General features: G+C 72.2%; 26 protein-coding genes, 1 tRNA gene and 1 pseudogene. 17 read left to right on the forward strand and 11 right to left on the reverse strand.

From position 1 onward, the window contains the following. Positions 1–33 precede the first annotated feature (33 nt). The 3 genes from ACI79K_RS02865 to ACI79K_RS02875 are packed head-to-tail and all read left to right on the forward strand — an operon-like array spanning position 34 to position 2503. Positions 34–768 (forward strand): YcnI family copper-binding membrane protein, encoded by a 735-nt coding sequence (locus tag ACI79K_RS02865; protein ID WP_456598914.1) that lies wholly within the window; start codon positions 34–36, stop codon positions 766–768. Next, entirely contained in the window at positions 765–1430 is a 666-nt protein-coding gene (locus tag ACI79K_RS02870; protein ID WP_456598915.1) for an SCO family protein, read from the forward strand. The genes ACI79K_RS02865 and ACI79K_RS02870 overlap by 4 nt, the downstream gene beginning before the upstream one ends. After that, positions 1427–2503 (forward strand): hypothetical protein, encoded by a 1077-nt coding sequence (locus ACI79K_RS02875; protein WP_456598916.1) that lies wholly within the window; start codon positions 1427–1429, stop codon positions 2501–2503. The genes ACI79K_RS02870 and ACI79K_RS02875 overlap by 4 nt, the downstream gene beginning before the upstream one ends. Positions 2504–2521: 18 nt before the next feature. Here the strand turns inward: ACI79K_RS02875 and ACI79K_RS02880 are convergent, their stop codons facing one another. From ACI79K_RS02880 to ACI79K_RS02895, 4 genes are read right to left on the reverse strand one after another with little or no spacing between them, the layout of a single operon-like run. Further along, positions 2522–3337 (reverse strand): phosphocholine cytidylyltransferase family protein, encoded by an 816-nt coding sequence (locus ACI79K_RS02880; protein WP_456596796.1) that lies wholly within the window; start codon positions 3335–3337, stop codon positions 2522–2524. After that, complete coding sequence (locus ACI79K_RS02885) at positions 3324–4457, reverse strand: CDP-glycerol glycerophosphotransferase family protein (protein ID WP_456598917.1); 1134 nt, start codon at positions 4455–4457, stop codon at positions 3324–3326. Before ACI79K_RS02885 ends, ACI79K_RS02880 begins: the two co-directional genes overlap by 14 nt. Continuing rightward, positions 4454–5236 carry an HAD family hydrolase gene (locus ACI79K_RS02890; RefSeq protein ID WP_456598918.1) on the reverse strand — a complete coding sequence of 261 codons (783 nt, stop codon included), beginning with the start codon at positions 5234–5236 and terminating at the stop codon, positions 4454–4456. Before ACI79K_RS02890 ends, ACI79K_RS02885 begins: the two co-directional genes overlap by 4 nt. Positions 5237–5280: 44 nt before the next feature. Next, entirely contained in the window at positions 5281–6882 is a 1602-nt protein-coding gene (locus ACI79K_RS02895; protein WP_456598919.1) for a mannitol dehydrogenase family protein, read from the reverse strand. 442 nt (positions 6883–7324) lie between these two features. Here ACI79K_RS02895 and ACI79K_RS02900 point away from each other — a divergent pair, with 442 nt between their 5' ends. From ACI79K_RS02900 to ACI79K_RS02915, 4 genes are all read left to right on the forward strand, one after another. After that, complete coding sequence (locus ACI79K_RS02900) at positions 7325–8116, forward strand: M23 family metallopeptidase (RefSeq protein ID WP_456598920.1); 792 nt, start codon at positions 7325–7327, stop codon at positions 8114–8116. Positions 8117–8145: 29 nt separating this feature from the next. Continuing rightward, on the forward strand, positions 8146–8580 hold the full coding sequence (locus tag ACI79K_RS02905) for a helix-turn-helix domain-containing protein (RefSeq protein ID WP_456598921.1): 435 nt from the start codon (positions 8146–8148) through the stop codon (positions 8578–8580). A 10-nt stretch (positions 8581–8590) separates the two neighbouring features. Next, a complete protein-coding gene (locus ACI79K_RS02910) occupies positions 8591–9004 on the forward strand; it encodes a VOC family protein (RefSeq protein ID WP_456587419.1) in 414 nt (137 codons plus the stop codon). A 104-nt stretch (positions 9005–9108) separates the two neighbouring features. After that, positions 9109–9181, forward strand: a tRNA-Ala gene (locus tag ACI79K_RS02915). A gap of 199 nt (positions 9182–9380) precedes the next feature. Here the strand turns inward: ACI79K_RS02915 and ACI79K_RS02920 are convergent. Next, a pseudogene (locus ACI79K_RS02920) lies at positions 9381–10406 on the reverse strand (tyrosine-type recombinase/integrase); the annotation flags it as partial. Between the two features lie 35 nt (positions 10407–10441). Beyond that, entirely contained in the window at positions 10442–10720 is a 279-nt protein-coding gene (locus tag ACI79K_RS02925) for a helix-turn-helix domain-containing protein (protein ID WP_456598922.1), read from the reverse strand. Between the two features lie 1113 nt (positions 10721–11833). Between ACI79K_RS02925 and ACI79K_RS02930 the strand changes: the two genes are divergently transcribed. Together ACI79K_RS02930 and ACI79K_RS02935 are read left to right on the forward strand one after the other, a co-directional pair. After that, positions 11834–12322, forward strand: coding sequence for a TIR domain-containing protein (locus tag ACI79K_RS02930; RefSeq protein WP_456598923.1), 489 nt, complete (start codon positions 11834–11836; stop codon positions 12320–12322). 8 nt (positions 12323–12330) lie between these two features. Next, a complete protein-coding gene (locus tag ACI79K_RS02935) occupies positions 12331–13263 on the forward strand; it encodes an HIT family protein (protein WP_456598924.1) in 933 nt (310 codons plus the stop codon). A gap of 101 nt (positions 13264–13364) precedes the next feature. Here ACI79K_RS02935 and ACI79K_RS02940 read toward each other — a convergent pair whose 3' ends face one another. Further along, positions 13365–13964, reverse strand: coding sequence for a TetR/AcrR family transcriptional regulator (locus tag ACI79K_RS02940; protein ID WP_456598925.1), 600 nt, complete (start codon positions 13962–13964; stop codon positions 13365–13367). Between the two features lie 95 nt (positions 13965–14059). Here ACI79K_RS02940 and ACI79K_RS02945 point away from each other — a divergent pair, with 95 nt between their 5' ends. The 4 genes from ACI79K_RS02945 to ACI79K_RS02960 all read left to right on the forward strand — a co-directional run bounded on the left by ACI79K_RS02945 (position 14060) and on the right by ACI79K_RS02960 (position 19106). After that, a complete protein-coding gene (locus ACI79K_RS02945; RefSeq protein WP_456598926.1) occupies positions 14060–15406 on the forward strand; it encodes an NtaA/DmoA family FMN-dependent monooxygenase in 1347 nt (448 codons plus the stop codon). 38 nt (positions 15407–15444) lie between these two features. Further along, complete coding sequence (locus tag ACI79K_RS02950) at positions 15445–16941, forward strand: DHA2 family efflux MFS transporter permease subunit (protein WP_456598927.1); 1497 nt, start codon at positions 15445–15447, stop codon at positions 16939–16941. A 23-nt stretch (positions 16942–16964) separates the two neighbouring features. After that, a complete protein-coding gene (locus ACI79K_RS02955) occupies positions 16965–17711 on the forward strand; it encodes an NADPH-dependent F420 reductase (RefSeq protein ID WP_456598928.1) in 747 nt (248 codons plus the stop codon). A gap of 531 nt (positions 17712–18242) precedes the next feature. Next, complete coding sequence (locus tag ACI79K_RS02960) at positions 18243–19106, forward strand: SGNH/GDSL hydrolase family protein (protein ID WP_456598929.1); 864 nt, start codon at positions 18243–18245, stop codon at positions 19104–19106. A 51-nt stretch (positions 19107–19157) separates the two neighbouring features. On the opposite strand, the gene ACI79K_RS02965 is transcribed toward ACI79K_RS02960, so the two are convergent. After that, entirely contained in the window at positions 19158–19451 is a 294-nt protein-coding gene (locus ACI79K_RS02965; RefSeq protein WP_456598930.1) for a flagellar FlbD family protein, read from the reverse strand. A gap of 247 nt (positions 19452–19698) precedes the next feature. Further along, positions 19699–20637, reverse strand: coding sequence for a siderophore-interacting protein (locus ACI79K_RS02970; RefSeq protein WP_456598931.1), 939 nt, complete (start codon positions 20635–20637; stop codon positions 19699–19701). A 139-nt stretch (positions 20638–20776) separates the two neighbouring features. Here ACI79K_RS02970 and ACI79K_RS02975 point away from each other — a divergent pair, with 139 nt between their 5' ends. Next, positions 20777–21736, forward strand: coding sequence for an ABC transporter substrate-binding protein (locus ACI79K_RS02975; protein WP_456598932.1), 960 nt, complete (start codon positions 20777–20779; stop codon positions 21734–21736). A gap of 108 nt (positions 21737–21844) precedes the next feature. Here the strand turns inward: ACI79K_RS02975 and bfr are convergent, their stop codons facing one another. Both bfr and ACI79K_RS02985 read right to left on the reverse strand, forming a co-directional pair. Continuing rightward, positions 21845–22306 carry a bacterioferritin gene (gene bfr / locus ACI79K_RS02980; RefSeq protein ID WP_456587430.1) on the reverse strand — a complete coding sequence of 154 codons (462 nt, stop codon included), beginning with the start codon at positions 22304–22306 and terminating at the stop codon, positions 21845–21847. Positions 22307–22313: 7 nt separating this feature from the next. Then, positions 22314–22544 carry a (2Fe-2S)-binding protein gene (locus ACI79K_RS02985; protein ID WP_442864507.1) on the reverse strand — a complete coding sequence of 77 codons (231 nt, stop codon included), beginning with the start codon at positions 22542–22544 and terminating at the stop codon, positions 22314–22316. A 139-nt stretch (positions 22545–22683) separates the two neighbouring features. On the opposite strand from ACI79K_RS02985, the gene ACI79K_RS02990 reads away from it, so the two are divergent. Genes ACI79K_RS02990 through ACI79K_RS03000 form a run of 3 tightly spaced genes read left to right on the forward strand, consistent with a single transcriptional unit; the run spans position 22684 to position 25209 of the window. Next, a complete protein-coding gene (locus tag ACI79K_RS02990; RefSeq protein WP_456598933.1) occupies positions 22684–23466 on the forward strand; it encodes an isocitrate lyase/PEP mutase family protein in 783 nt (260 codons plus the stop codon). Positions 23467–23472: 6 nt separating this feature from the next. Next, entirely contained in the window at positions 23473–23997 is a 525-nt protein-coding gene (locus ACI79K_RS02995; protein ID WP_456598934.1) for an SAM-dependent methyltransferase, read from the forward strand. 33 nt (positions 23998–24030) lie between these two features. Further along, positions 24031–25209: an acyl-CoA dehydrogenase family protein gene (locus ACI79K_RS03000; protein WP_456587433.1), complete on the forward strand. Its 1179-nt coding sequence runs from the start codon at positions 24031–24033 to the stop codon at positions 25207–25209. The last annotated feature ends 7 nt before the right edge of the window (positions 25210–25216 follow it).

The following is a 25216-nucleotide window of genomic DNA, read 5'->3' on the forward strand; positions in this document are numbered from 1 at the left end:
CCGCGTTCCTCCCCTTCCCTCCCGAGGAGTCCTGTGTCCCTGCCCCGTCCGCTCGCCCGGCTCGCCGTCCTGCTGCTGGCCACCCTGACCGCTCTGGTGGCGGCCGTGGGCCTCGCGACCGCCGCGTCCGCCCACGTCACCGTCTCCTCCGCCGACGCGGAGCCCGGCGGGTACGGCAAGCTCACCTTCCGCGTGCCGAACGAGAGCGACACCGCCAGCACCGTCGCCCTGCGGATCCAGATCCCCGAGGAGGCCGCGATGGGCTCCCTCCGGGCGCAGCCGGTGCCGGGCTGGACGGTGACGATGACGACCGCCGAACTGGCCGAGCCGGTCGAGGTGCACGGCCGGCAGATCAGCTCGTACGTCTCGGTGGTGGAGTACCGCGCCACCGACGGCGCCGGCATCGCGCCCGGCCAGTTCCAGGAGTTCGCCCTCTCCGGCGGACCGTTCCCGGAGGCCGAGCAGCTCAGCTTCCCGGCGGTGCAGAGTTACAGCGACGGTAGCGAATCGGCGTGGATCGAGCCCACGGTCGACGGGCAGGACGAGCCCGAGCGCCCGGCCCCGGTGCTGTCGCTGGCCGCCGAGGGCGAGCAGACGGGGCACGGCGCCGGCGACGAGACCGCGGGGCACACCGGCGACGAGGCCGCAGGGCACACCGGCGGCGACCCGGGCGCGATCGCGCTCTTCGTGTCGATCCTCGCGCTGCTCGTCGCGCTCGCCGGTGTCGTCCTCGGCGTGCGGGCCTCCCGACGTACCGTGTCCTCGTGACATCCGCCGTTCGACGTCCCCGCCGGGTCGCGCCGGCGCTGCTGCTCACCACGGGCCTGCTGCTGGCCGGCTGCGGGGGCTCGGCGGACGACGCCGCCGAGGAGCACGACCACTCCGCGGGTGCGCCGGCCGTGGTGGAGGCCCCCGACGACCGGTACGCCGGGCTGGACCTGAACGAGGCGTACCGCCGCCCGTCCTTCACCCTCACGGACACGACCGGCGCCGAGTACGACTTCAAGGCGGCCACGTCGGGCCGGCCGACGTTGCTGTTCTTCGGCTTCACCAACTGCCCCGACGTCTGCCCCACGACCATGGCCGACGTCGCGGTGGCGCTGCGCGGGCTGGACCCGCAGCTGGCCGAGCAGGTCCAGGTGGTCTTCGTGACCACCGACCCGGCGACCGACACCCCCGAGGTGCTCGGGGAGTACCTGGGCCGGTTCGACGCCGACCTGCCCACCCCGTTCATCGGCCTCACCGGCGACCAGGACAGCATCGACCAGGCCCAGCTGGCGGCCGGGGTGCCGCAGGCCGAGGACAACGGACGGCTGCACTCGACGCTGCTGCTGCTGTACGGCGCCGACGACGAGGCGCACGTCGCCTTCGACGCGGGCAACACCCCGCAGGACATCGCCGCGGACCTCCAGGCGGTGGCGGGCGCGTGAGCCGGGGGCCCGGCCGGCTGCTGACCGTCCTGGTCGCCGTGCTGGCGTTGCTGGCCCTGGCCGGGCCATCGTCGGCGCACGTCGGGGGCGGTGCGGCGGGGAGCGACTTCGACGCCCGCGTGCTGTCGGTGACTCCTCAGCTGCCGGGGGTGAGCGTGCGGTCGCTGCAGTTCGGTGACGAACTGGAGCTGGTGAACACCTCGGACGTCGAGGTGCTGGTTCCCGGGTACTCGGACGAGCCCTACCTGCGGATCGGCCCCGACGGCGTGTGGCGCAACGCGCACAGCCCGGCGACCTACATCAACCTCGACCGGTACGGGCGGACCGCGCTGCCGGCCTCCGCCGACGCCGACGCCGCGCCCGCGTGGGAGCAGATCTCGACCCAACCGCACTACGTCTGGCACGACCACCGCACGCACTGGATGAGCGAGGGCGTCCTCCCGCCACAGGTCGCGGCCGACCCCACCCGCGAGCACGTGGTCTCGGAGTGGGTCGTGCCCGTCCGGCACGGCGCCACCGAGGCGGAGATCGCCGGCGTGCTGACCTGGAGCCCGCCGCCGTCGCCGTGGGTCGTGTGGCCGCTCGTGTCCGCGCTGCTGCTCACCGCGGTGGCCGCCGGGCTGCTGGCGCGCACGCCCCTCCCGCTGGGCGCCCTGCTCGCCCTGGGCGCCCTGGCGTCGCTGTGGCACGCGGCGGCCACCCCCGAGCCCCCGGTGACCGCGGGCTCGCACACGGGCGCCGTCATCTCGGCGCTGCTGCCCGCCTCGGCCACGCTGCTGTGCGCCGTCCTCGGGCTGCGGGCCGCGCGGCGGGGCCGGGGTGCGCTGACCGGGCTGCTGGCGGTCGTCACCGGCTGGCTGCTGCTGGTGCAGGGTCTGCCCGACGTCGACGTGCTCTGGTCGGCGAACGTGCTCTCCGCCGGGCCGGAGCCGCTGGCGCGGCTGGCGGTGGGGGTGCTGGCCACCCTCGGTGCGGGGCTGCTCGTCGGTGGCATCGCGGCGGTGCGCCGCTTCCGGGAGACCCCGGCCCCGCCCGCGGGAACCGCCGCCGGCCTTCCGTTGCCGGCGGCCTGACGGCGGTTCCCGCGCGGATCAGGCGATGTCGGCGACGATGTTCGGCGCACCGCCGCCGAACAGGGTGTTCGCCCGCTGCAGGTCGCCCTCGAAGTCCACCTCGACCGCGGCGTACTGCGAGATGTCGACCGGCCGCACACGCATGCCGCGCTCGGCGATCGCCGTCTCGATGCCCCGCTCGAAGTAGTCCTCGTGCGAGCAGCTCTCGAGGTGCTCGATCAGCGTGGCCTTGTCGGTCGAGGAGACGTAGTTGATCCCCACCGCCTCGCCGAGGCCGCCGCGGACGATCTTGGAGAGCTCGCGGATGCAGCCGTCGTCGTCGAGGGTGTACTTGACCTCCTCCTCGGCGACGGTGCTGGTGTCGACGCAGACGAAGCTCTCGTCCGCCGCGATGCTCGGCAGGGTCGCCTCGAGCACGGCCGGGTCGAAGACGACGTCCCCGTTGAGCCACAGCACGCCGCCCTCGCGGGTCGTGCGCAGCCCGCGCAACAGGCTCTTCGACGTGTTGGTCACCGCGAAGTCGGGGTTGTACGTGAACAGCAGGTCCGGGGCAGCCTTCATGATCCGCTTGCTGCGGTAGCCGACCACCGCGGTGATCGACACGTCGGCGCCGAGGACGGCACGCAGGCCGTCGAGCTGGCGCTGCATGATGCTGCGCCCGTCGTCGAGCCGGGTCAGCGGCTTGGGGTCCTGCCGCCCGAGCCGGGTGCCCATGCCCGCGGCCAGGATGACGACCTGCACCGACGACGTCAGCGGGCGCCGACCCGTGGTGCGGGTGGCGGAGGGCGAGCTGCCCCGACGGACAGCGTTGAGGACGTGGTCACCGGTCCGCACGGACATCATCTCCCTCAGGGGTGGTGCTGGTGGTGTGCCCGGACGCGGGTGCGCCCGGGAGGAGCAGGTCGAGGACGCGCTGCGCGGCCGCGCCGTCCTCGAGGTGGCAGAACATCTCCTGGAAACGGGCGTAGCGCTCGGCGTACTCCCACCTGATGCCGTCGACGTCGGCGATCGCCGAGACCAGCTCGCGGCTGTCGCGCACCAGCGGGCCCGGGGCGACGTCCTCCAGGTCGAAGTAGAAGCCGCGCAGCTGGTCGCGGTAGTTCTCCAGGTCGTAGGTGTAGAACAGCAGCGGCCGGCCGGTGATCGCGAAGTCGAACATCGTCGACGAGTAGTCGGTCACCATCAGGTCCGCCGCCAGGTACAGGTCGCGGATGTCCGGGTGGTTGCACACGTCGCGCACCGCGGACCCGTCGACGATCTCCAGCCGGTCCATGACCATGTTGTGCAGCCGCAGCAGCAGCACGTGGTCCTCGCCGAGGCGCGCGGAGAAGTCCTCCAGGTCGATGGCGAACTCGAAATCCTTCGACGCCGCCTTCTCGAACACCAGGTCGTCGCGCCAGGTCGGCGTGTAGAGCACCGCCGTCTGGCCCGGCTCGATGCCGAGGTCGGCGCGCACCTGCGTGCGCAGCTCCTCGCGCCGTGGGCTGCAGAGCAGGTCGTTGCGCGGCAGGCCCGTCTCGTGGATCGGACCGGTGAAGCCGAAGGCCTTGCGCAGCCGCTCGGTGGTGACCGCGTTCGGTGACAGCAGCAGGTTCCAGCGGGCGATGTCCTGGTCCAGGTAGGCCAGCCGGCCCTCCGGCGCCCACAGCACGTCGTTGTGGATGCGCTTGAGCATCGTGCCGTGCCAGGTCTGGAGGTACGTCGTGCCCGGCCGCTTCTGCCAGTCCAGCGGGATGTGGTCGTTGGAGATGACCAGGTCGGCCCCCTCCAGCGCGGCGATCGACTCGGGGCTGCCGAACGTCAGCGTCTCGACGTCGGCCGGGAAGGTGGCCTGGGTGTGCGGTGCCGACAGCCACGTGTGGGTGGCCTCGACCCCCCGCTCGAGGAGGGCCTCGTAGAGGGCGCGCGGACTGTCGGAGAAGTGCCCCCGGAAGGCGACGTAGACGATGTTCACCGGGCCGCTCCCGTCAGCGCGTCGCCGGTCGTCGGTCCGCCGGCCAGCACCGGGAGGACGAGGTCGGCCAGCTCCTGCCAGGACTCGACGACGGTCAGCGCGCCGGCCGCCAGGAGGGCCTCGGCGCGCGCCGCGCGCTCGTGGGGGAGCACGAAGAGCAGGTTGCCGACCGTGGGGCAGCCGGCACCCACGGCCGATCGGACCCCGGCGACGGCGTCCTCCACCGCGAGCCCCTGCTCGGGAGCGATGCCCAGGGCCGCGCAGGCATGGCGGTAGACGGCCGGGTCGGGCTTGCTGGTCGGGACGGGGAGCGAGTCCTCGGCGCTGTACCGGCGCGCGGGCGGGATCAGCTCGTCCAGCCCGGTGGCGGTGAAGCACGCGGCCAGCCGGGACAGCGCGCTGGAGCTGACCGCGGCGAGCTCCAGCCGGCCGGCCAGCGCCTTCAGCGCCGCCAGGGTCGGCTCGTGCGGTCGCAGCGTGGCACCGAGGTGCTCGGTCACCGCCCGCCGCTCCTCGGCGACCCAGGGCTCGACGTCGACGTCCGTGATGCCCGCCCCGGCGGCGAGCGCCAGCGCGGTCGACCGGAAGTTCATGCCGGTGGCCGCGTGGCGCAGCTCGTCGGCGCCGTACCGGCGGTCGACGCCGACGGAGGCGAGGAAGGCGTTGGTGACCTCGGCGGAGGCCTCGAACGCCGGCTCCTCGGAGGGGAAGAGGTTGCCGTCGGCGTCGCAGAGCAGGTATTGCACCCGCTCGATCAGCGTCGGCGGAACGGTCGGCACCAGCTGGGCTCCCTTCGGGGACGGGGTGGAGGAGGAGGCGCCGGTCACCGCGGCAGACCCGCGGGTCCGGGTGTCCGGGCGGCCACGGTGGCCCGGACCCCGTCGCGGTCGAGGGCGGTCAGTACCTCCCGCAGCTCGGCCACGAACGCGGAGTCCTCCCCGAGGTCCCCGAACAGCGCGGTCTCGCCCAGGAGCGGCCGCGGGTCGTCGCCCCCGGCGCGGGCCAGCGACTGCAGGCGCTCGGCGAGCGCGTCCTCGACGGTGAGCGGCCGGCCGGCCTCGTCGGTGCCCCGCAGGAACCGGAACCAGCCGGCGACGGCGAGGGTGAGCAGGCCGTGCGGCCGCCCTTCCGCGAGCGCCTGGCGCAGGGACGGCAGCAGGTGGTGCGGCATCTTGGTCGAGCCGCGGCGGCACAGCCGGGGGAGGCCGTCGGCGATCGCCGGGTTGGCGAAGCGCTGGAGCAGCGTGCGCTTGTACTCGGCGAGGTCGATGCCGTCGGGCGGCGGCAGCAGGGGAGTGACCTCGTCGTCCATGAGCCGGGTCACGTAGCCGGCGAACACCGGGTCGGCCATCACCTCGTCCAGGCTCGCGTGCCCGGCGAGCGAGCCCAGGTAGCCCAGGGCGCAGTGGCTGGCGTTGAGCAGCCGGGTCTTCATCAGCTCGTAGCGGCCCACGTCGGGGACGAACCGCACGCCGACGGCGTCCAGCGGAGGCCGGCCGGCGGAGAAGTTGTCCTCGATCACCCACTGCGAGAACGGCTCGGTGATGACCGGCCACCGGTCGTCCACGCCGTAGCGCTGCGCCACCGCGGCCCGTTCCTCGGGGCTGGTGTGCGGTGTGATCCGGTCGACCATGCTGCTGGGGAAGGCCACGCGGTCGGCGATCCAGCGGGCCAGCACCTCGTCGCGCAACTGGGCGAACCCGACCACGGCCGCCCGGGCGGCGTCGCCGTTGCGGTGCATGTTGTCGCAGGAGACCACGGAGAACGGCTCGAGACCGGCCCGCCGGCGGCGGTCGAGCGCCTCCACGAGGTAGCCGAAGACCGTGCGGGGGGAGGTGGGCCGACGCACGTCCCACCGGATGTCGGGATCGTCGGCGTCGAAGAGCCCGGTCCGGGGGTCGAGCCGGTAGCCGCTGTCGGTGATGGTGAGCGACACCATGCGCGTGCGCTCGTCGGTGAGCAGGTCCAGCACGGCGACGGGGTCGTCGGGTGCGAAGTGGTAGCCGACCATGACGCCGACGACGCGGGCGCGCTCGCCGTCGGGGCTGCGCTCGACGACCGTGTAGAGGTGGTCCTGCGGGGCCAGGGCGTCCTTCATCGTGCGGCTGTGCAGCCCGACACCGACGACGCCCCAGTCGTCGCTGATCCGTCGCTCGGCGAGCTCGTCGAAGTAGAGCAGCTGGTGGGCGCGGTGGAAGCCGCCGACGCTGAAGTGGACGACCGCCGGGGTGAGCGCCGACCGGTCGTAGGTCGGCACGCTGAGCTGGGCCTCGTGGAGCGGCAGGGTGGCGTCGGTCAGCGGGTGGATGTCGGCTGCCGCCACCACGTTCGGGGCGCCGGGATCGGGCACGAGGGCGGGCGCTGGATGCCCGGCCGCCGCCGTCCCGGCGGTCGTCTGCAGGTGCAGGAGCTCGGCCTGTGACATCGCGTCCCTCCTTCTCGGTCCGTAGCGCGGCGGATGCGACCCGCCCCGGTTCCGGGGGCGGGTGGATCAGCAGTACACGGGTGAAACTCGGTGCCGCGCAAGGCCGGGCGCCGCGTAGCGGGAGCGGTGCGCACCGGGGCGGCGCGGATGCTTCACGCCAGAAGGAGGCAATGCCCGTTTCCGGCGCGGCGCAAACTGCTGGCAGTGTGCCGTGGGCGTCCATGATCGCCGATCACTGATCCGTCCTCGCGCCCGGGGTCGAATCACACGGTTGTCACTCGAAAACGGGGCTGCTGTGGCGCCCGGGGCGTGTGGTGCGGCTCGTCGCGGCGTGTCGCGGACGACGCGCCGAACGCCTGGTCACGGATGCGTCACGGAGTGTTTCGATGGAGGTGCCCGATCGGGGGCGCGCACATCCAGGAACGCGAGACGGACAGGGTGCATGGACGCTGGTATCGGCCCGGAGGCCCGCACGGAGCTGCTGGCGGCGGTGCGGCCTCGAGCCGATAGAGCGGCCGGCGGCCGTGGCCGCCGGCGCGCACCCCGCGCGCAGGCCCGGCGCAGCCCGGCGCTGCTGCTGGGGTCGCTCCTCCTCGGCGGCGTCGTCGCGGCCGGGGTGAGCCTGCAGGGCGCCCCCGCGGCCGAAGCCACCTCCGTGCTCGCCGCCCAGACCTCGCTGCTGACGGCCGAGGAGCGTGTCGAGGTGCTGCCGCAGGCCTCGATCACCGTCGCCGAGGCGCAGGCGCGTCTCGAGGAGGTCGCCGCCTCGCGCGCCGAGCGGCAGGCGGCCGAGGAGGCCGCAGCGGCCGCAGCGGCCGCCGCTGCGGAGGCCGCGCGACCCAAGGCTGTCCTGCCGGTCGCCGGCGCCCGGCTGACCAGCGGCTACGGCAGCCGGTGGGGGACCTTCCACTACGGCATCGACCTCGCGGCCCCCATGCGCACCCCCGAGTACGCCGCCGTCGACGGCGTGGTGCTGCGCGCAGGATCGGCCAGCGGCTTCGGCCTGGCGGTCTACATCCTCCACGAGAACGGCGACGTCACCGTCTACGGCCACATGGACAAGATCCTCGTGGAGCCGGGCCAGTACGTGGAGGCGGGGGAGACCATCGCGCTGCTGGGCAACCGCGGGCAGTCGACGGGGCCGCACCTGCACTTCGAGGTGCACAAGGGTGGCCTGGAGGGCAAGCGGGTGGATCCGATCGCGTGGCTGGCCGCGCGCGGCGTCCACGTCTGAACCACGGGCGGCCGTGGTCTGATCGCGGCGTGGCCGACGCCGTCGAGGACACCAACCGGCGGCTGCTGCGCGCGCGGGACGCCATGGACCGCGACTACGCCGAGCCGCTGGACGTCCCGACGCTGGCCCGCCTGGCCCACGTCTCACCGGCCCACTTCATCCGCACCTTCCGGGCGGCGTTCGGGGAGACCCCGCACCGCTACCTGCAGCGGCGACGGGTGGAGCGGGCGATGTTCCTGCTGCGCGCCACCGACCGCAGCGTGACCGAGATCTGCATGGACGTCGGGTTCTCGAGCCTGGGCACCTTCAGCCGCGTCTTCCGCGACATCGTGGGGGAGTCGCCGAGCGCCCATCGCCGGCGCGGGCCGCTCCCGCCGGTGCCCACCTGCTTCGCGATGGCGTGGGCCCGGCCGGCGACGGATCGAGCATTTTCGGAGAAGCGGTCGCCGGCGACGGCTCCCTAGCGTCCAGCCCATGCTGACGACCATCTCCATCACCCAGATCTACGTCCCCGACCAGGACGCCGCCCTCGACTTCTACGTCGGGAAGCTCGGGTTCGAGGTGCAGACCGACATGCACTTCGGGCCCATGCGTTTCCTCACCGTCGCGCTGCCCGGCGATCCCGGGCGGGCGGTGCTGCTGGAGAAGCCCGGGCCCCCGGCGATGAGCGAGGAGACGGCCGCGCAGGTGCGCGAGCTGGTGAGCAAGGGGGCGGCCGGTGGTCACCTCTTCTTCGCCTGCGACGACGCGTGGAAGACCCACGCCGAGCTGAAGGAGCGCGGCGTCGAGATCACCGAGGACCCGGTCGAGCAGCCGTACGGCATCGACTTCGGCCTCCGTGACCCGTTCGGCAACCACATCCGCGTCGCCCAGATGACGCAGGGCTGAACGCGGCCCGCCACGCGGTACACCGCGCCGACCCCCTCCGTCGGCCCCGCCGCCCGGCCCTGTACAGTCGTTCCCGGCCCGGAGGAAGTCGCCGGGCCGGGATCGGGGCTGTGGCGCAGCTGGTAGCGCACCACACTGGCAGTGTGGGGGTCAGGGGTTCGAGTCCCCTCAGCTCCACCCCGATGACCAGGCCGTTCCCCTTCGGGGGAGCGGCCTGAGTCGTCTCTGGTTGCAGTTGTGGTTGCAGTTCGCCCGCCCTTACCTGGCAGCAGCAGGGCGCCCTCCGGTCGGCTGCCTCGCGCGCGAGCGCCGGCATGACGTGGCTGTAGATGTCCATCGTCGTGCGCATCTGGCTGTGGCCGAGCAGCTCCATGACCACCCGCGGGTGCACGTTCTCGCTCAGCAGCAGGGTGGCTGCGGTGTGCCGACCGTCGTGCAGCCGGACGTGCCGGACCCCGGCCTGCTGCAGTAGCCGCGTCCAGTCGTCGTAGTCGGTCTTCTTGTCGATCGGCCGGCCGTTGACCTGGGCGAAAACCAGGTCTTCGTCGTGCCACTCCGAGCCGGCCAGCATCCGCTCGCCGAGCTGGGCCGCCTCGTGCTCCCGGAGTGCGTCGAGCAGGGGCAGTGGCAGCGCCAGTGTGCGCTGGCTGCGGCGGGTCTTGGGCTCCTCGTAGACCAGCCCGCCGCCGCGGACCCGGTGGATGCTGCGCCGCACGGTGAGGGTGCCGGCTAGCGGGTCGATGTCCTTCCACTGCAGCGCGAGCGCCTCGGACTGCCGCAGGCCGAGCGCGAGGGCGACGGTCCAGCGGGCGGAGTTGCGCACATGAGCCGCGGCTTCGAGGACGGCGCGGGCCTCGCCGAGGTCCAGGGCTGTAGCGACGTCGCTCTGCTTCTGGGCGGGCGGGTCGACCAGGCTGGCCACGTTGCGGGCGACGTAGCCACGTTGCAGGGCGACGGTGAGCGCGCGAGACAGGATGCGGTGCTGGCGCACCACGCTGGCGGGGGAGTAGCCGGCGTCGAGCAGGGCGGTGTAGAGCTGGTCGAGGTGCTCCGGCCGCAACCGGTCGAGGCGGTGGCGTCCGATGCCGGGGATCAGGTGCCTGCGGACGGCGGACTCGTACCTCTCCAGCGTCCGCTGTCGCACCGGGCGCGGCGCGATGGTGGTCAGCCAGTGCTCGAGCCACCAGGCGACTGTCGGGGTCGACGTCTCGCCGACCGTTCCGGAGTCGCGCTTGCGCTCGAGTTCTCGGACCTTCGCGACCACAACGCCGCGGCTCTTGCTGCTGACGTGCCGGCGGTCGGGCTTGCCGGTGAGGGTGAAGCCGACGGAGACGTATCCGTGCCAGCGCCCGTCGGCGTCCTGGTAGATCGTCGACTCACCGTTCGCTGAGCGCCCTGCCATGGCTCGTCCCCGTCGTCGTCGGTGGTGGGCAGTGTTCAGGAGCCCACTGACGGGCGGCCAGTGCTCGGGGCGAACAGCGCCGGCTGGTCCACAACGCTGGGCCGGCGGCGCCCTGGGCGTTCCGGGACGGCCGGTGGGGGAGAGTCGAGCCGGCTGACGTAGCGCTCGAGCTCGGCACGGGAGATCCGGCAGCTGCGGCCTATGTGCACCGGCCGCAACTCGCCCTCCTTGATCAGGGCGTAGACCGTGGTGCGTCCGACCCGGAGGACGTCGGCCGCCTCCTCGGTAGTCAGGAGCAGACGGTCGCTGCTCACGTCAGCCGGTGGTTCACGGTCGATACGCACGCTGTTCTCCCGGTGGGCGGTGACGGCGACCGGCGGGCGGGTCGCGCCTCACCCCGAGAAGGCGCTTTCCTCGGTCGATTGGTGACGGCTGGACGCGACGATCCGAACAGCGGTGGGCCGCCCGGGAAGGTGCTGAACCGCGCCGTCCGGTGTGAGGAAGCGGGGTGACGTTCGGATCCGTCGACGTCACCCCGGGGCTGCGCGGACGTCACCCCTTGCCTCCTGGTCAGCGCGGGCGGGGAGCAGTACGGCTGCGGATATACATCCGGCGGTTCACCGCGGCGTCAACGGCCGCAAGGGCGACGGACAGCTCGTCGAGGTCACGGTTGTAGATGCGGCCGGTGTCGAGTTGGACGACGAGCTCACCGAGCAGGCGGGACCAATCGTGGCGGGTCGGGGGGAGCGGCACGGGCGTCTCGACTCGTCGCTCGACGACCTGAACTGCCGAGAGCCCCGAGGAGGCCGCTCGGGACTGCTCCCACGCTCGTTGCCGGCAGGACGCCGAGCACCACTTCGGCAGGCGCCCCGTCTCTTTGACGGCGATCGGCCCACCGCACCACCCGCACGTGGACGCGGCGCGCCGCCGATGCTGGGATACAGGCTCGAAGGTCCCGCCGTATCAGCACCGAGGTCGCAGGACGGCGGCATTTCCGGCTGCCGTGGCTGCTGCCTCGTCGTTCGGCGCCCCGGTGCATTCCGACGTCTGCCCATGCCGGTCACCCTCCGGATCAACGTCCCGGCCGACGTCACCCCGATCCGTCACGACGCAACGAGAGCCCTGAATGCATGAGGTGTGTCAGGTCGTGATCTTGTCGGTGGGAGGGAGCTCAGAGGCGGGCCGAGGTGCCCCGAAGAAGGTCTGACGCCGCTTGGCCGAGGATAAGATCGACTGCGCCTGTCCGTGCGCCTTCTCGCGTGACAGCACTGGTTGCACGCTGGTGGCAGCCCTGGGTCACAACTCCGATCGGCCTACCAGACGCCCTCGATGCCGATGAGCGGTCGGGGCGCTTTGCCCAGACTGTCGGCGGTACATGGGAGCATCCGGGAAAGGTTAGCTGGGCATCAACGGCAGGAGCGTGCTACATGGCCAAGAAGGTCTTTCTGAGCTTCCACTACGACGGTGACGTGACCCGGTGTCAGCGCATCCGGAACATCGGCGCCATCGAGGAGGATCGCGAGGAGGTCAGCGCCCAGCGTTGGGAAACGATTAAGGCGGGCGGCGATCAGGCGGTCAAGAATTGGATCGCGAAGGAGATGGCGGGCAAGGACGCCGTCGTCGTGCTGGTCGGCGGCGAGACGGCCTCTCGCAAGTGGGTCAGGTATGAGATCGAGAAGGCGTGGCAGGACAAGAAGCGTCTCGTCGGCATCCGTGTGCACGGGATGCTGGACCTGAACGGCAACAAGGGATCCTACGGCGATAACCCCTTCGACAAGGTTTTCGACGCTGATGGCAAGGCGCTCAGTCGTCACGTCACCCTCCACAACCCTAGCGGCGCCGACAGCAAGGCTGTGTACGCCACCATTCGGGACAATTTCGAGTCTTGGGTGGCGGGCGCCGTCAAGCGCGCCTGATGAGTTCCATGCGTGAACCGGAGTGCGCCTTCTGCGACATCATCGCGGGGGACGCACCGGCTCGCATCGTCTCCCGGGGACACGGTGTCACTGTGTTCCTGCCGGACGAACCGGCAACGAGGGGGCACGTCTTGGTGGTACCAAACGATCACGCCGCCGACATATGGGCTCTGACTCAGGGAACAGCCCGAAATCTCGCCTCGGAGGTCCTGCGCGTCGCTGGCGCGGCGCGCGACGCTATGCGGCCCGAGGGTCTCAACGTGATCCAGTCGAACGGACGGGCGGCCACTCAGACGGTCAACCATCTGCACGTACACGTCGTGCCTCGATGGGCGAGCGACGCCGTGGAGGACTTCTGGCCGTCGCCGAACCCCACGTGGTCGACAGCAGACTTGGATGGGATGCGCTTCAGCCTTGAAGCCGCTGTGGCGACGTCCAAGCCTGTCGGATACGACATCGCCAGCGATCAAGACCGAGAAGACCGACGAAAGCATCTTGACCTGATCTCGGGAGCCATTGGGCGGATGGCGGGCTCGTCGGCCGCAGCGAAGGGTTGGTCGGTCACGCTCGCTGGCGCAGCATTTGGAGTAGCTCTAGTGCGCGAGAGTTGGCCATTTATCGCGCTCGGCATTCTGACTCTTATAGCGTTTGGAGCCCTCGACGCCAGATACCTCAACGCAGAGCGTCGGGCCAGAAATGTCTACGACTCGGTTGCCGACGACAACTCGATTGTTCCGCTGTCGATGAAGGGCTTAGCGACCCAGGCTCGCTCCCCTCGCTGGTGGTGGCCGAATAATTTTCGCAATTGGTCCGTCTGGCTCTTCTATGGCCCGCTTGCGGTCGTCGGCGGCGCGCTCTTGGTCATCGCTCTTTTAGCGGGCCCGGTGGAGAGGCCCGCGGACCCGGGCGTGCCCGGAGATGTGCCCAGCCAGCAGCCGTAGCGCTCGGCAGAGAAGTTCGTCGTGATTAGGCCAGTCGGTGTGCCCGCACCCCAGCGTCGTGCGTTGTCGCGCCGGGGACTGCCCCACTACGGGGCGATCCGCTAGGTGGAGGAGGGCCGGGGCACTTCCCAGCCGGACCTCATGAGGGCGTTGAGCGCCGCGGTCGAGGACTCGTCGGCCATGGCGGCACCGCCCACCCAGCTCGTGGCGAGAACGCCCAGGAATAGGTCCCTGCCGCGCACTTCGGGGCGGGCGCCGCCGTCGCGCTGGGCGGCGGCGAGGAACTCGTCGGTCGTGGTGACATAGCCCTGGCAGGTGAGTGCCAGCGGGGACGTCTCCTCGGTCAGCGCGGCCCGCAGGGGCTCGGGGAGCCCGTCGAAGGCGGTGGCCCAGGTGCCCAGAGCGTCCAGCCACTGAGAGAGGGCGTCGGTCGAGTCGCGCACCCCGGCGCGTATGGCCTCGCGACGGGACACCAGCTCGTCGGCGCGTGCTTCGAGCAGTGCGTCCAGCAACGCCTCCCTGTTGGGAAAGTGCCGGTAGAGAGTGCCCGGACCGACGCCGGCCCGCTTGGCGATGGCATCCAGGGACCCGGTGATGCCGTGTTCGGCGAAGTACTGCTCGGCGACGTCGAGGATGTGCGTCCGGTTCCGCTGAGCGTCCGTCCGTGGCCTGCGCTCGCGGGCCGCTGTTGTCTCGGACACGTCCGACCACCCCTCGTTGACAAAGCGGAGAGTGTCTCCGTATCTTCGGATGAGTCAACCGGAGACGCTCTCCACCTTATCGCGAAGGACTCGTCGTGCCCACCCCGCAGATGCTCCTGGCCATCCAGATCGCCAACGGCTACGGCTCCCAGCCCGGATCCTGGCGCATGCCCGGGGTGGACCCGTCGAGCTACACCGACATGGACGTCTTCGCGCGGCACGCCCAGGCGGCCGAGCGCGGGAAGATCCAGCTGGTCTTCCTGGCGGACACCCCGGCGCTGGAGAACGACATCGAGCGCGCGGTCCCGAACCACGCCATCGACCCGCTGGTGGTGCTCACCTCGATGGCCCGGGCCACCCAGCGCATCGGCCTGGTGGCGACGGCGTCCACGACGCTGAACGAGCCGTACACGATCGCCCGCCAGTTCAAGGCCCTCGACGTGGCCAGCCACGGCCGGGCCGGCTGGAACGCCGTCCCCACCTCGCTCCCGGCAGCGGCCGCCAACTACGGCATCACGCTGCCGTCCCGTGCCGAGAAGTACGAGCGCGCCCACGAGGTCGTCCAGATCGTCCAGGCGCTGTGGGGGAGCTGGGGGCACGACGCCTGGGTGCGCGACGTCGACGGCAAGCGCTTCGCCGACACGAGCCAGATCCAGCCGGTCAACCTGCAGGGCCGCCACGTCGCCTCCCGGGGTCCGCTGCCCATCCCGCCGTCGGAGCAGGGGCAGCCCGTGGTCTTCCAGGCCGGCGGAGGCGGCAACGGGCTGGAGGTGGCCGCCCGGTACGCCAGCGGCGTGTACGCCAACCCGTTCAGCATCGAGGAGGGCCGGGCGCACCGGACGGCGCTGCGGGCGGCCGCCGAGAGCGTCGGCCGCGACCCCGACGAGGTCAAGCTGTTCGCCGGCTTCATGCCGAGCATCGCGCCGTCCCGGCGGGCCGCCCTGGACCGGCGGCGCCGCCTGGACGAAGTCGTCGACCTCGACCAGAAGGTGGGCTACCTCGGCGCCATGCTCGGGCTGCGCCTGACGCCCGACCAGCTCGACGACCCGCTGACTGCCGCCCAGTTGGCCGCGGCGCGGCCCAGCCCCGGAGACCCGCGCTCACCCCACGCCCTGCAGGTAGCGCGGGAAGGCTGGTCGCTTCGGGACGTCCTGGCCCACGGCGTCATCGACTACCACCCGGTCGTGCCCGGCACGGCCGCCGACGTCGCCGACCACATGCAGGAGTGGTTCGAGGCCGGAGCCTGCGACGGCTTCTCGCTGGCCATCGACGTCTACGCCGACGGCATCGACGCCTTCGTCGATCAGGTCGTGCCGCTGCTGCAGCAGCGCGGTGTGTTCCACCGGGACTACGAAACGGCCACCCTGCGCGGCCACCTCGGCGCGCCCGGCCAGTACGGACTCGACCCGCGCCTCGCCGGAGCGGCGCACACGTCGAGCTGATACCTCCTCACAACTTCCAGAAGACAGAGAGCACAGACATGGCCATCCAAGACCCTCCGGCACCTGCCCTCGCGCCGCCCCTACCGCTGACCTCCTCCAGTGACCGGCTCGCCCCCGGCAGCGCCCTGATCATCGGCCTGCTCATGGCCTCGACGTTCACCGTCCTGCTCAACGAGATGATGCTGGGCGTCGCGCTCCCCACCCTGATCACCGACCTCGGCATCACCCCGACCACCGGTCAGTGGCTCACCACCGGCTACCTGCTGACGCTGGCGGTGCTCATCCCCGCCACCGGCTTCGTGATGCGTCGCTTCCACCTACGCACGATCTTCCTGGTCGCGATGTCGCAGTTCACCGTCGGGACGGCGGTCGCCGCCCTCGCCCCGGGCTTCGGCGTCTTGTTCACCGGCCGGATCATCCAGGCCGTCGGGACCGCCGTCTTCCTGCCGCTGCTGATGACCACCGCCATGCGGCTGGTCCCCGTCGCCCGCCGCGGCGCCGTGATGGCGATCGTCACGGCCGTGCCCGCCGTCGCGCCAGCGGTCGGCCCCGCGCTGTCCGGCGTCGTGCTGTCCGTCTTCAGCTGGCGCTGGCTGTTCATCCTCATGCTGCCGATCGCCGTCCTCGCCCTGGTGCTCGGGGCGCTCAAGCTCAAGAACATCACCACGCCCGAGCCGGTGACCCTCGACGTGCTCTCCCTGGCGCTGTCCGCGGTCGGGTTCGGGGCGCTGATCTACGGACTGGCGTCGATCGGTGAGTCGGTGTCCGGGCACGCGCCCGTCGCCCCCTACATCCCGATCGCGGTGGGGGTGGCCGGCGTCGCGGCCTTCGTCCTGCGCCAGATCGCCCTGCAGCGGTCCGGCAACGCCCTGCTGGACATGCGGGTCTTCCGGTCCCGGTCGTTCACGCTGTCCCTGCTGGTGATGCTCGTGCTCGCCATGATCGGCTTCGGCAGCCTGATCGTGCTGCCCCTGATCCTGACCAGCGTCCTCGGCCTGAGCACGCTCGCGCTCGGCCTGTTCCTCGTGCCGGGCGGAGCGGCCATCTCGCTGGTCTCAGCACTGGGCGGGCGGGTGTACGACCGCGTCGGCCCACGCCCCCTCGCGATCCCCGGCGCGATCGTCTGGACGGCGTCCCTGTGGTTCCTCAGCACCGTGGACCAGGACACCGCGGTCGGGACCGCCCTGGCCGCCTACCTGATCATGTCCGCATCGCAGGCCCTCATGTGGGCACCCATGACGACGACGGCCCTGGCCGGCCTCCGCGCCGACCTCTACCCGCACGGCACCGCAGCCTTCACCACCATCCAGCAACTGGCCGGCGCCGCGGGCGGGGCCGTGCTCATCTCGGCCTACACCATCGGTGCCGACGCCGCCGACGCCGGCGCGCTCACCCTCGCCCAGGCCGAGTCCGCCGGGCAGGCCGCCTTCGCAACCGCAACGGTCATCGCCCTCGGCGCCGTCGTGGGGACCTTGTTCGTCCGCCGGGCACCGGTGCCGTCCACAGCGACCGCGCCCGCCACCGACCAGACCTGACCACCAACCGAAGGAGCAGCAGCATGCGTATCGGCATCCTCGGCGTCGGCAACATCGGCGCCACCCTGACCCAGCGACTCAGCGCGGCCGGGCACAACGTGAAAGTGGCCAACTCGCGTGGCCCGGAGACCATCCCGGCCGAGGTGACCGCCTCGGGCGGGCGGACCGTCCACGCCCACGACGTCGTCTCCGACGTCGAGGCACTGATCGTGTCCATCCCGCTCATCCGGATCCCGGACATCCGGCCGCTGGTGGACCAACTGCCGGCCGGCGCCGTCCTGCTGGACACCTCGAACTACTACCCCTTCCGCGACGGCCACATCACCGCCCTCGACGAGGGACAGGTCGAGAGCCTGTGGGTCGCCGAACAGCTCGGCCGCCCCGTCGTCAAGGCGTGGAACGCGATCCTCTCCGGCTCGTTCGCCACCAAGCACGCGGCTGCCGGCACCCCCGGTCGGATCGCGATCCCCGTGGCCGCGGACGCGGAGGCGGACCGGGTCGTGGGCATGGCGCTGGTCGAGGACACCGGCTTCGAGGGCTCCGACGCCGGCAGCCTGGCCGACTCCTGGCGCCAGCAGCCCGGCACGCCGGCCTACTGCACCGACCTCACGCGCGACGAGCTGGCCGCCGCCCTGGCGGCAGCCGTTCCCGGCCGCGCGCCGAAGCGGCGCGACCTGGCCATGGCCGTGATCTCTGAGCTCATGGCCGACGACCCGACCGGCCGGGGGAACGACTTCCTCCTCCGCGTCAACCGGCTGGTCTACCCCTGACCCCCGCACGACCCGAGAACGGAGCCCACGTGATGGCAGGACGGATGGCCGGCAAGGTCGTCTTCTTCGCCGGTGTGGCCCCTGATCCCGACGGTCACCCAGTACGGCGGCGCCATCCCGGAGGACCTGCATGAGCGGACGTTCCGAGCATCTACGGACTGCAGCCAAAGCTAACTAGTTCTGCTACCAGCGTGGGACGCGTGGTTGCAGTTCTGGTTGCAGTTGGCCCAGATCGATCTTGGTTCGCGGTCGTTCGCCGTCGTCCGGCAGAGTGACGAAGCCGCTGGTCAGCGGGCCTTTCCGGACATCCGCGAACTTCAGCGAACGCCGTCACGTCGGCCTGGCAGTGTGGGGGTCAGGGGTTCGAGTCCCCTCAGCTCCACCCGATCGAGCAGGCCGCTCCTCCCACCGGGAGGGGCGGCCTGCTGCGTGTGGGGCGGCGGGCGCGCGGAGATGTGTGACGCGCGTAACCCCTGGTGAGGTCGCGCGTTGTTCCGCGCACACACCCCTCCCACCCGATCTGGAGGAGACGTGCGCCGTCTCGCTACCTGCATCCTCGCCGCCGTCGCGGTTCTCGCCGGCGTCCTCGTCGCGCCCACGGCGCAGGCCGCGCCGGCCCCGCTGAGGTACGTCGCCCTCGGCGACTCCTACAGCGCGGCCTCCGGCGTGCTGCCGCCGGACCTCACCGCGCCACCGCTGTGCCTGCGCTCGACTCGCAACTACCCGCACGTCATCGCCGGCGCGATCGGTGCCCGGCTCACCGACGTCACCTGCGGCGGCGCGGACACCGGCGACTTCTTCGCGGGGCAGTACCCGGGGGTCGCCCCGCAGCTCGAGGCGCTGAGCCGGGACACCGAGCTGGTCACCATGACCATCGGCGGCAACGACAGCGGGGTCTTCATCAACTCGATCATCGCCTGCAGCACGGCTGGCTTGTCCACGCTCGGCAAGGGCAGCCCGTGCAAGGACCGGTACGGCAGCTCGTTCGCCGACACCGTGCGCACCACGACGTTCCCGGCGCTCGTGGAGACGCTGCGTGCCGTCCGGCAGGCGGCGCCGGGCGCCCGGGTCGCCATCCTCGGCTACCCCTGGATCGTGCCGGCCAGCGGCAGCTGCTTCGACCGGATGGCCCTCGCCGAGGGTGACATCCCCTACCTGCGCGAGCTCCAGGCCACCCTCAACGACGCGGTGAAGCGTGCGGCATCGATGTCCGGCGTCACCTACGTCGACCTGAGCCGGGTCTCCGACGGGCACGACGCCTGCCAGCCGATCGGCGTCCGCTGGGTCGAGCCGGTGCTGCAGGGGACCAACGCGGTCATCGTGCACCCGAACGCGCGGGGCGAGGCGGCGATGGCCGCGCGCACCATGGAGGTACTGCGGCTCGACCGCCGCTGAGCCCGGCGTCCGGCGGCCCGGGCGGGAGCGGTCCCGGCCGGGCCGCCGGCGTCAGCTCGGGAGGGCGCCCAGCTCCGGCTCGGGCGCCCGGCCGGTGCCGTGCCGGCGGGCGAGCCGCGCGGCCGTCGGCATGGCGGCGTAGCCGTTGGTCAGCCGCGCCCGGGCGACCAGCGTGCCGGCCCGGTGCTCGGCGATGCTGCGCAGCACCTCGTCGAACTCCGTCGTCACCACGTAGTGGGTGCCGTCGACCAGGTGCACCACAGTGTCGGCGTGGTGCTCGATCCGCTCGATGTGGTCGGGGTCGACGGCGAAGTGCTCACCGTTGTGGCAGGTCACAGCGATCACGAGGTGGTCCTTTCGCACCCGTCGGCCCGGGGACCGGTGGGCCGGCCCGGAAGTCGGTCCGGCACCGAGACCATCGGCACACCGGGGGCGCTCCTGGAGCGCGGGCCGCGTGGTACGTCCCAACGGGTGATGCCGCAACCGGTCAGAAGCCGAAGAGCAGACCGAGCCCGCCGAGGGTGAACAGCACCATGACGAACACGAGGCAGAGCTGGACACCGGCCGGTGACACGGTGTCGGACCGGAGAGCTCAGTCGGAGCCGCGGCCCTCGCGCCAGTACCCCATGAAGGCCACCGACCGGCGGTCGACACCGACCTCCTGGACGAGGTGCCGCCGCAGCCCCTTCACCACCCCGGCCTCTCCGGCGAGCCAGGCGTAGACGCCGGAGGAGCCCGGCGCCGCGGTGTCCTCGGCCGGGACCTCCCACAGGATCCCGGCGTCGACGTCGACGTCGGCCAGCTCGGGAGCCGGGGCGGGGGAGAGCAGGTCGCCCAGCTCGCGCACCGCGTCCAGGACGGCTCCGGTGAGCAGCTGCCCCCGCGGCGCGGCGGGGGCGCCGTCGGCGGGCCAGCGGGGGAGCCAGGTGATCTCCACGCCGGCCGGCGCGACGACGTTCAGGGCGTCACCGGCCGTCGGCACCTCCAGCAGGACCTTGGCGCGCCGGCCCGCGGGCAGGCTCTCCACGATCGCGCAGATGGCCGGCACCGCGGTCTCGTCGCCGGCGATCAGCAGGCAGGAGGCGTCGGCCGGCGGGTGCCACTCGAAGCCGCCGGTCTCGCCGGGGAACCGGGCGTTCGGCGCGACCAGGACGACCTCGTCGCCGGCGGTGGCCTGCTCGGCCCAGGCCGACGCCGGGCCGGTGGCACCGTGCAGCACGAAGTCGACGTCGACCTCGCCGCTCTCGCTGCGCAGCGCCCGGATCGTGTACGTGCGGATCGGCATCTGCCGCTCCGGCGGCAACGCCCGCCAGGCGCCGTACCAGTCGTCACCGGCCGGGCAGTCGAGGATGCCCCGGCCGGGCAGCGGCAGCATGACCTTGATCCGCTGGTCGAAGCCGTTGGACGCGAGCGCGGCCATCTCCGGCCCGGTGAAGGTGACCCGGAGGAAGCTCGGGCTCAGCCGCTGCACCCGCGCCACGCGCACCGGGAAGGTGCGGTAGGCGGGGATCTGCGCGGTCTCGACGGTCACGGCGTCTCCCGGGCTGGGCAGGTAGGGGCGTCTTTCGACTTAGGCTAGCCTCACCTGGCTTCCGGCAGTCTTGCACACGAGCGCCGGTCGATCCAGACGCGCGTCCACCCGGGCGTGCGCGGCAGTTCGAAGGAGAACGATGACGACTCGAGTCCTGCGGGCCACCGCCCTCACCGTGGCGGCGGCCCTGACCCTCGCCGCCTGCGGGAACGACTCCGAGCCCGAGGCCGGCTCGACCGGGCAGGCCGCGGCCGGCGACGCCGCGTTCCCGCGCACCGTCGAGCACGCCATGGGCAGCACCGAGATCCCCGAGGAGCCCGAGCGGGTCGTCGTCCTCGACACCGGCGAGCTCGACTCGGTGCTGTCGCTCGGCGTGACACCGGTCGGCGCGGTCACCACGGCCGTGGACACCGACTTCCTCAGCTACCTGGCCGAGGACGCCGAGGGGGTGGAGGTCGTCGGCACGATCGCCGAGCCCGACCTGGAGGCGATCGCCGCCCTGGAGCCCGACCTCATCCTCTCCAACCAGGTGCGCCACGAGGACATCTACGACCAGCTGAGGCAGATCGCACCCACGGTCTTCGCCGCGGACCTCGGCGACACGTGGAAGGAGAACCTCCTCCTGGACGCGGAGGCGCTGGGCAAGGAGGAGGAGGCCGAGCAGCTGCTGGCGGACTACGAGGAGCAGGCCGCGCAGCTCGGCGAGGACATCGGTGACGCGGCCGGGACGACGGTCAGCCCGATCCGGTTCGTCGGTGGCACGATCCGCGCCTACCGGCCGGACTCGTTCATCGGCACGGTGCTGGCCGACATCGGCCTCGACCACGTCGACCTGCCGGAGGGCGACAACCCCACGTTCGCCGAGCTGAGCGCCGAGCAGATCACGCAGGCCGACGCCGACGTCGTCCTGTACTCGTCCTACGGCGGCGCCGACGAGTCCGGCGAGGCGGCGGTCGTCGGCGGTCCGCTGTGGCCCCGGCTCAGCGCGGTGCAGAACGGGCAGGCCCACCAGGTCGAGGACGACGTCTTCTACACCGGCATCGGGCTGCGCGCGGCGACCCTCCAGCTGGAGGAGCTGCGCGAGCTGCTCGCCGGCTGACGCACCGAGGGCCGCTCCCCGGTGATCGGGAGGCGGCCCTCGGTGTTCGGCCCCTCTGCAGGGTCCCGCGCCGAGCCTGCGAGGCGTGGGGGGCAGAGGGGTCCTTCGTCAGGGGGTCTCGGTGACGAGCTGCGCGGCCAGGTACTGCGGCGCACCCACCCGCTCGATGGCCGCGATCTGCGCCTCGAACCAGTCGGCGTGCTTCTCCTCGTCCAGGACCATCTCCTCGAACACCGACGCGGTGCCGTGGTCACCGAGGTCGTGGCACTCCTTCGCGGAGGCGTTGAACTGGGCGACGGCGGCCTTCTCGCTGTCGAGGGCCAGCACCAGCATCTCCTCGGCGCTCTCGCCGACCCGGATGGCGCCGAGGCGCTGCAGGTTGGGGTGGCCGTCGAAGAGCAGGACGCGCTGGATGAGGGCGTCGGCGTCGCGCATCTCGTCGATGGAGAGGTCGTAGAAGACCTTGCCCAGCTTGGGCAGACCCCAGGCGTCGAGCATGCGCGCGTTGAGGAAGTACGTGTTGGTGACCGTGAGTTCGAAGGTCAGCGCGTCGTTCAGCAGTTCGACCACGCGGGGGCTAACGGGCTGCACCGGATACTCCCAGCTCTCGCTCGGCCGGGCGCTCGGTGGTGCGCTCGGCTCGCACCGGGCAATGCTGACACACGAGGTCGCGGAGCGAGTCGACGCAGTTGCCGCAGGTCCGTCCCGCACCGGTGGCCCGGGCGACGTCGGCGATGCAGGTCGCGCCGTTGGCGATCGCCTCGAGGATGTCGCGGTCGGTCACCACGTTGCAGTGGCACACGTACATGCAGCGGTCGCCTAACGGGAGACGGCGGGCGGGCGGGCCCCGGTGCGGACACCAGGGCGTCGTGTGGAGGTTAGCCTCTCCTAACCGCTGCGCGCCAGGCCGCTGGTCAAGAACAGCGGGTGACCCCTAGGTTGCCGTCATGCCCGACCTGGCGTCCCGCGCCCGCGCGCTCCTGCGGCTCCAGACCGGGCCCCGGATCCTCGTCCTGGCCAACGTCTGGGACGTGACCTCGGCCAGGGTCGTCGCCGCGACGGCCGGGACCGGCGCCCTGGCCACCGCCAGCCACTCCATCGCCGCGTCCCTGGGGTTCGAGGACGGCGAGCGCATCCCGCTGGACCTGCATTTGGACGTGGTGCGGCGGATCACCGCGGCCGTGGATCTCCCGGTGTCCATGGACATGGAGTCCGGCTACGGCGACCCGGGGGAGACCACCCGGCGCGCGATCGCGGCCGGCGCGGTGGGCGGCAACCTCGAGGATGGGCAGCGCCCCCTGGACGAGGCCGTGGCCGCGGTGGGGGAGGTGGTCGCCGCCGGCCGCGCCGCGGGCGTCGACTTCGTGCTCAACGCGCGGACCGACGTCGTCCTGCTCGCGCCGGCCGGGGCCGACCGGGCGGCGCTGCTGGCGGAGGCGGCCGACCGGGGCCGGGCCTACCTGGCGGCCGGGGCCGCCGCGGTCTTCGTGCCGGGCGTGGTGGCGGCGGACGAGATCGCCGCGCTGGCCGGGGCGCTGGGGCGCGGCCGGCTCAGCGTGCTCGCCGTGCCGGGTGCCACGCCGCCGGTCGCCGAGCTGGAGCGGCTGGGCGTCGCGCGGGTCTCCACCGGCCCGAACGCGCAGCGGGTGGCCCTCACGGCGCTGCAGGACGCGACGGCGGCGCTGCTCGCGGGCGGGGTGCTCCCGCCCGGCACCCGGATGCTGAGCTGAGCTCCCGTGGCGGCGTCCGAGCGGCTGTCCTGGGCGGCCGGGCTGGTGGACCCCGCACCCGGGGAGCGGGTGCTCGAAGTGGGGTGCGGCCACGGCGTGCTGGCCGACCTGCTCGCCCGACGGCCGGGGGTCGGCCACGTGACCGCCGTCGACCGCTCGGCGACCATGGTGGCCGCGGCGACCCGGCGGAACCGCGTCGCGGTCGAGGACGGGCGGGTGACCCTGCAGACCGCGCCGCTGGTCGGGGCCGAGCTGCCGGAGCGCTGGTTCGACGCCGTCGTGTCGTTCGACGTCCGCGCCTTCTGGACCCCGCCGGCACCGGAGTGGGACGTCGTCCGGCGGGTGCTGGCACCCGGCGGGCGGGTCGTCGTCGCCTTCTCGGTCATGGCCCCCGGCGCCGACGACCGGATCCGGACGGCGGTGCTCCGGTCCGCCGGGGAGCGCGGCATGGTCGAGCACGCCGTCCACCGGGCCGCCACGGCGCCGGTCCCGTCGGCGGCCGTCGAGTTGCGGTCGGGGCAGGACGGGTAGGAGGCGGGACGCCACCGACGAGAGGACATCCGCATGACCGACGACCTGGTACCCGGTGACCTGTACGCCTACGAGTCGCTGCTGTCGGCGGAGGAGCGGGAAGAGCTCGCCGGCATCCGCACCTTCCTGCAGGAGGAGGTCCGGCCGCTGGTGAACGACTCCTGGGAGGCGGCCACCTTCCCGATGGAGCTGATCCCGCGCTTCGCCGAGGCGGGGCTGGTCGGCCGCAGCTACGACACCGAGGGGTCACCGCGCGCCTCGCGGCTGTTCACCGGCTTCATCGCCCTGGAGATCGCCCGCGTCGACCCGTCGATGGCCACCTTCCTCGGGGTGCACAACGGCCTGGCGATGGGGTCGATCGTCAACCTCGGCTCCGAGGAGCAGAAGCGCCGCTGGCTGCCGGGCATGCTGGCCCTGGAGAAGATCGGCTGCTTCGCGCTCACCGAGCCGCACGGTGGCTCCGACGTCGCGCTCGGCCTGGAGACCACGGCCCGGCAGGACGGCGACGAGTGGGTGATCGACGGCGCCAAGCGGTGGATCGGCAACGGCACCTTCGCCGACCTCGTCGTCGTGTTCGCCCGCGACGTCGCCGACGACTCGGTGAAGACGTTCGTCGTGGAGAAGGGCACCCCCGGGTTCACCGCGACCAAGATGGAGGGCAAGTACGCGCTGCGCACGGTGCAGAACGCCGACATCACGTTCGAGGGGTGCCGGATCCCGGCCGAGAACAAGCTCGAGGGCGGCAACACCTTCAAGGACGTCAACCGGGTGCTGAAGCTGACCCGCGGCGGGGTCGCCTGGAGCGCCGTCGGCTGCCAGATGGGTGCCTTCGAGGCCGCGCTGGCCTACGCCAAGGAGCGGGAGCAGTTCGGCCGCCCGATCGCCGGGTTCCAGCTCATCCAGGACCTGCTGGCCCGCATGGCCGGAAACGTCACCGCGAGCCTCGGCATGGCGGTCCGGGTGGCGCAGCTGCAGGAGGAGGGCGTGTTCCGCGACGACCACGCCGCGCTGGCCAAGAGCTACGTGACCAGCCGGGCGCGGGAGACGGTCGGCTGGGCCCGGGAGCTGCTCGGGGGCAACGGCATCCTGCTCGAGCGCGACGTCGTCCGGTTCTTCAACGACGCGGAGGCCCTCTACTCCTACGAGGGGACCCGGGAGATCAACCAGCTCATCGTCGGGCGGGCGCTGACCGGGATCAGCGCCTTCGTCTGAGCCCGGC

The organism is Blastococcus sp. SYSU DS0616 (assembly GCF_054051015.1).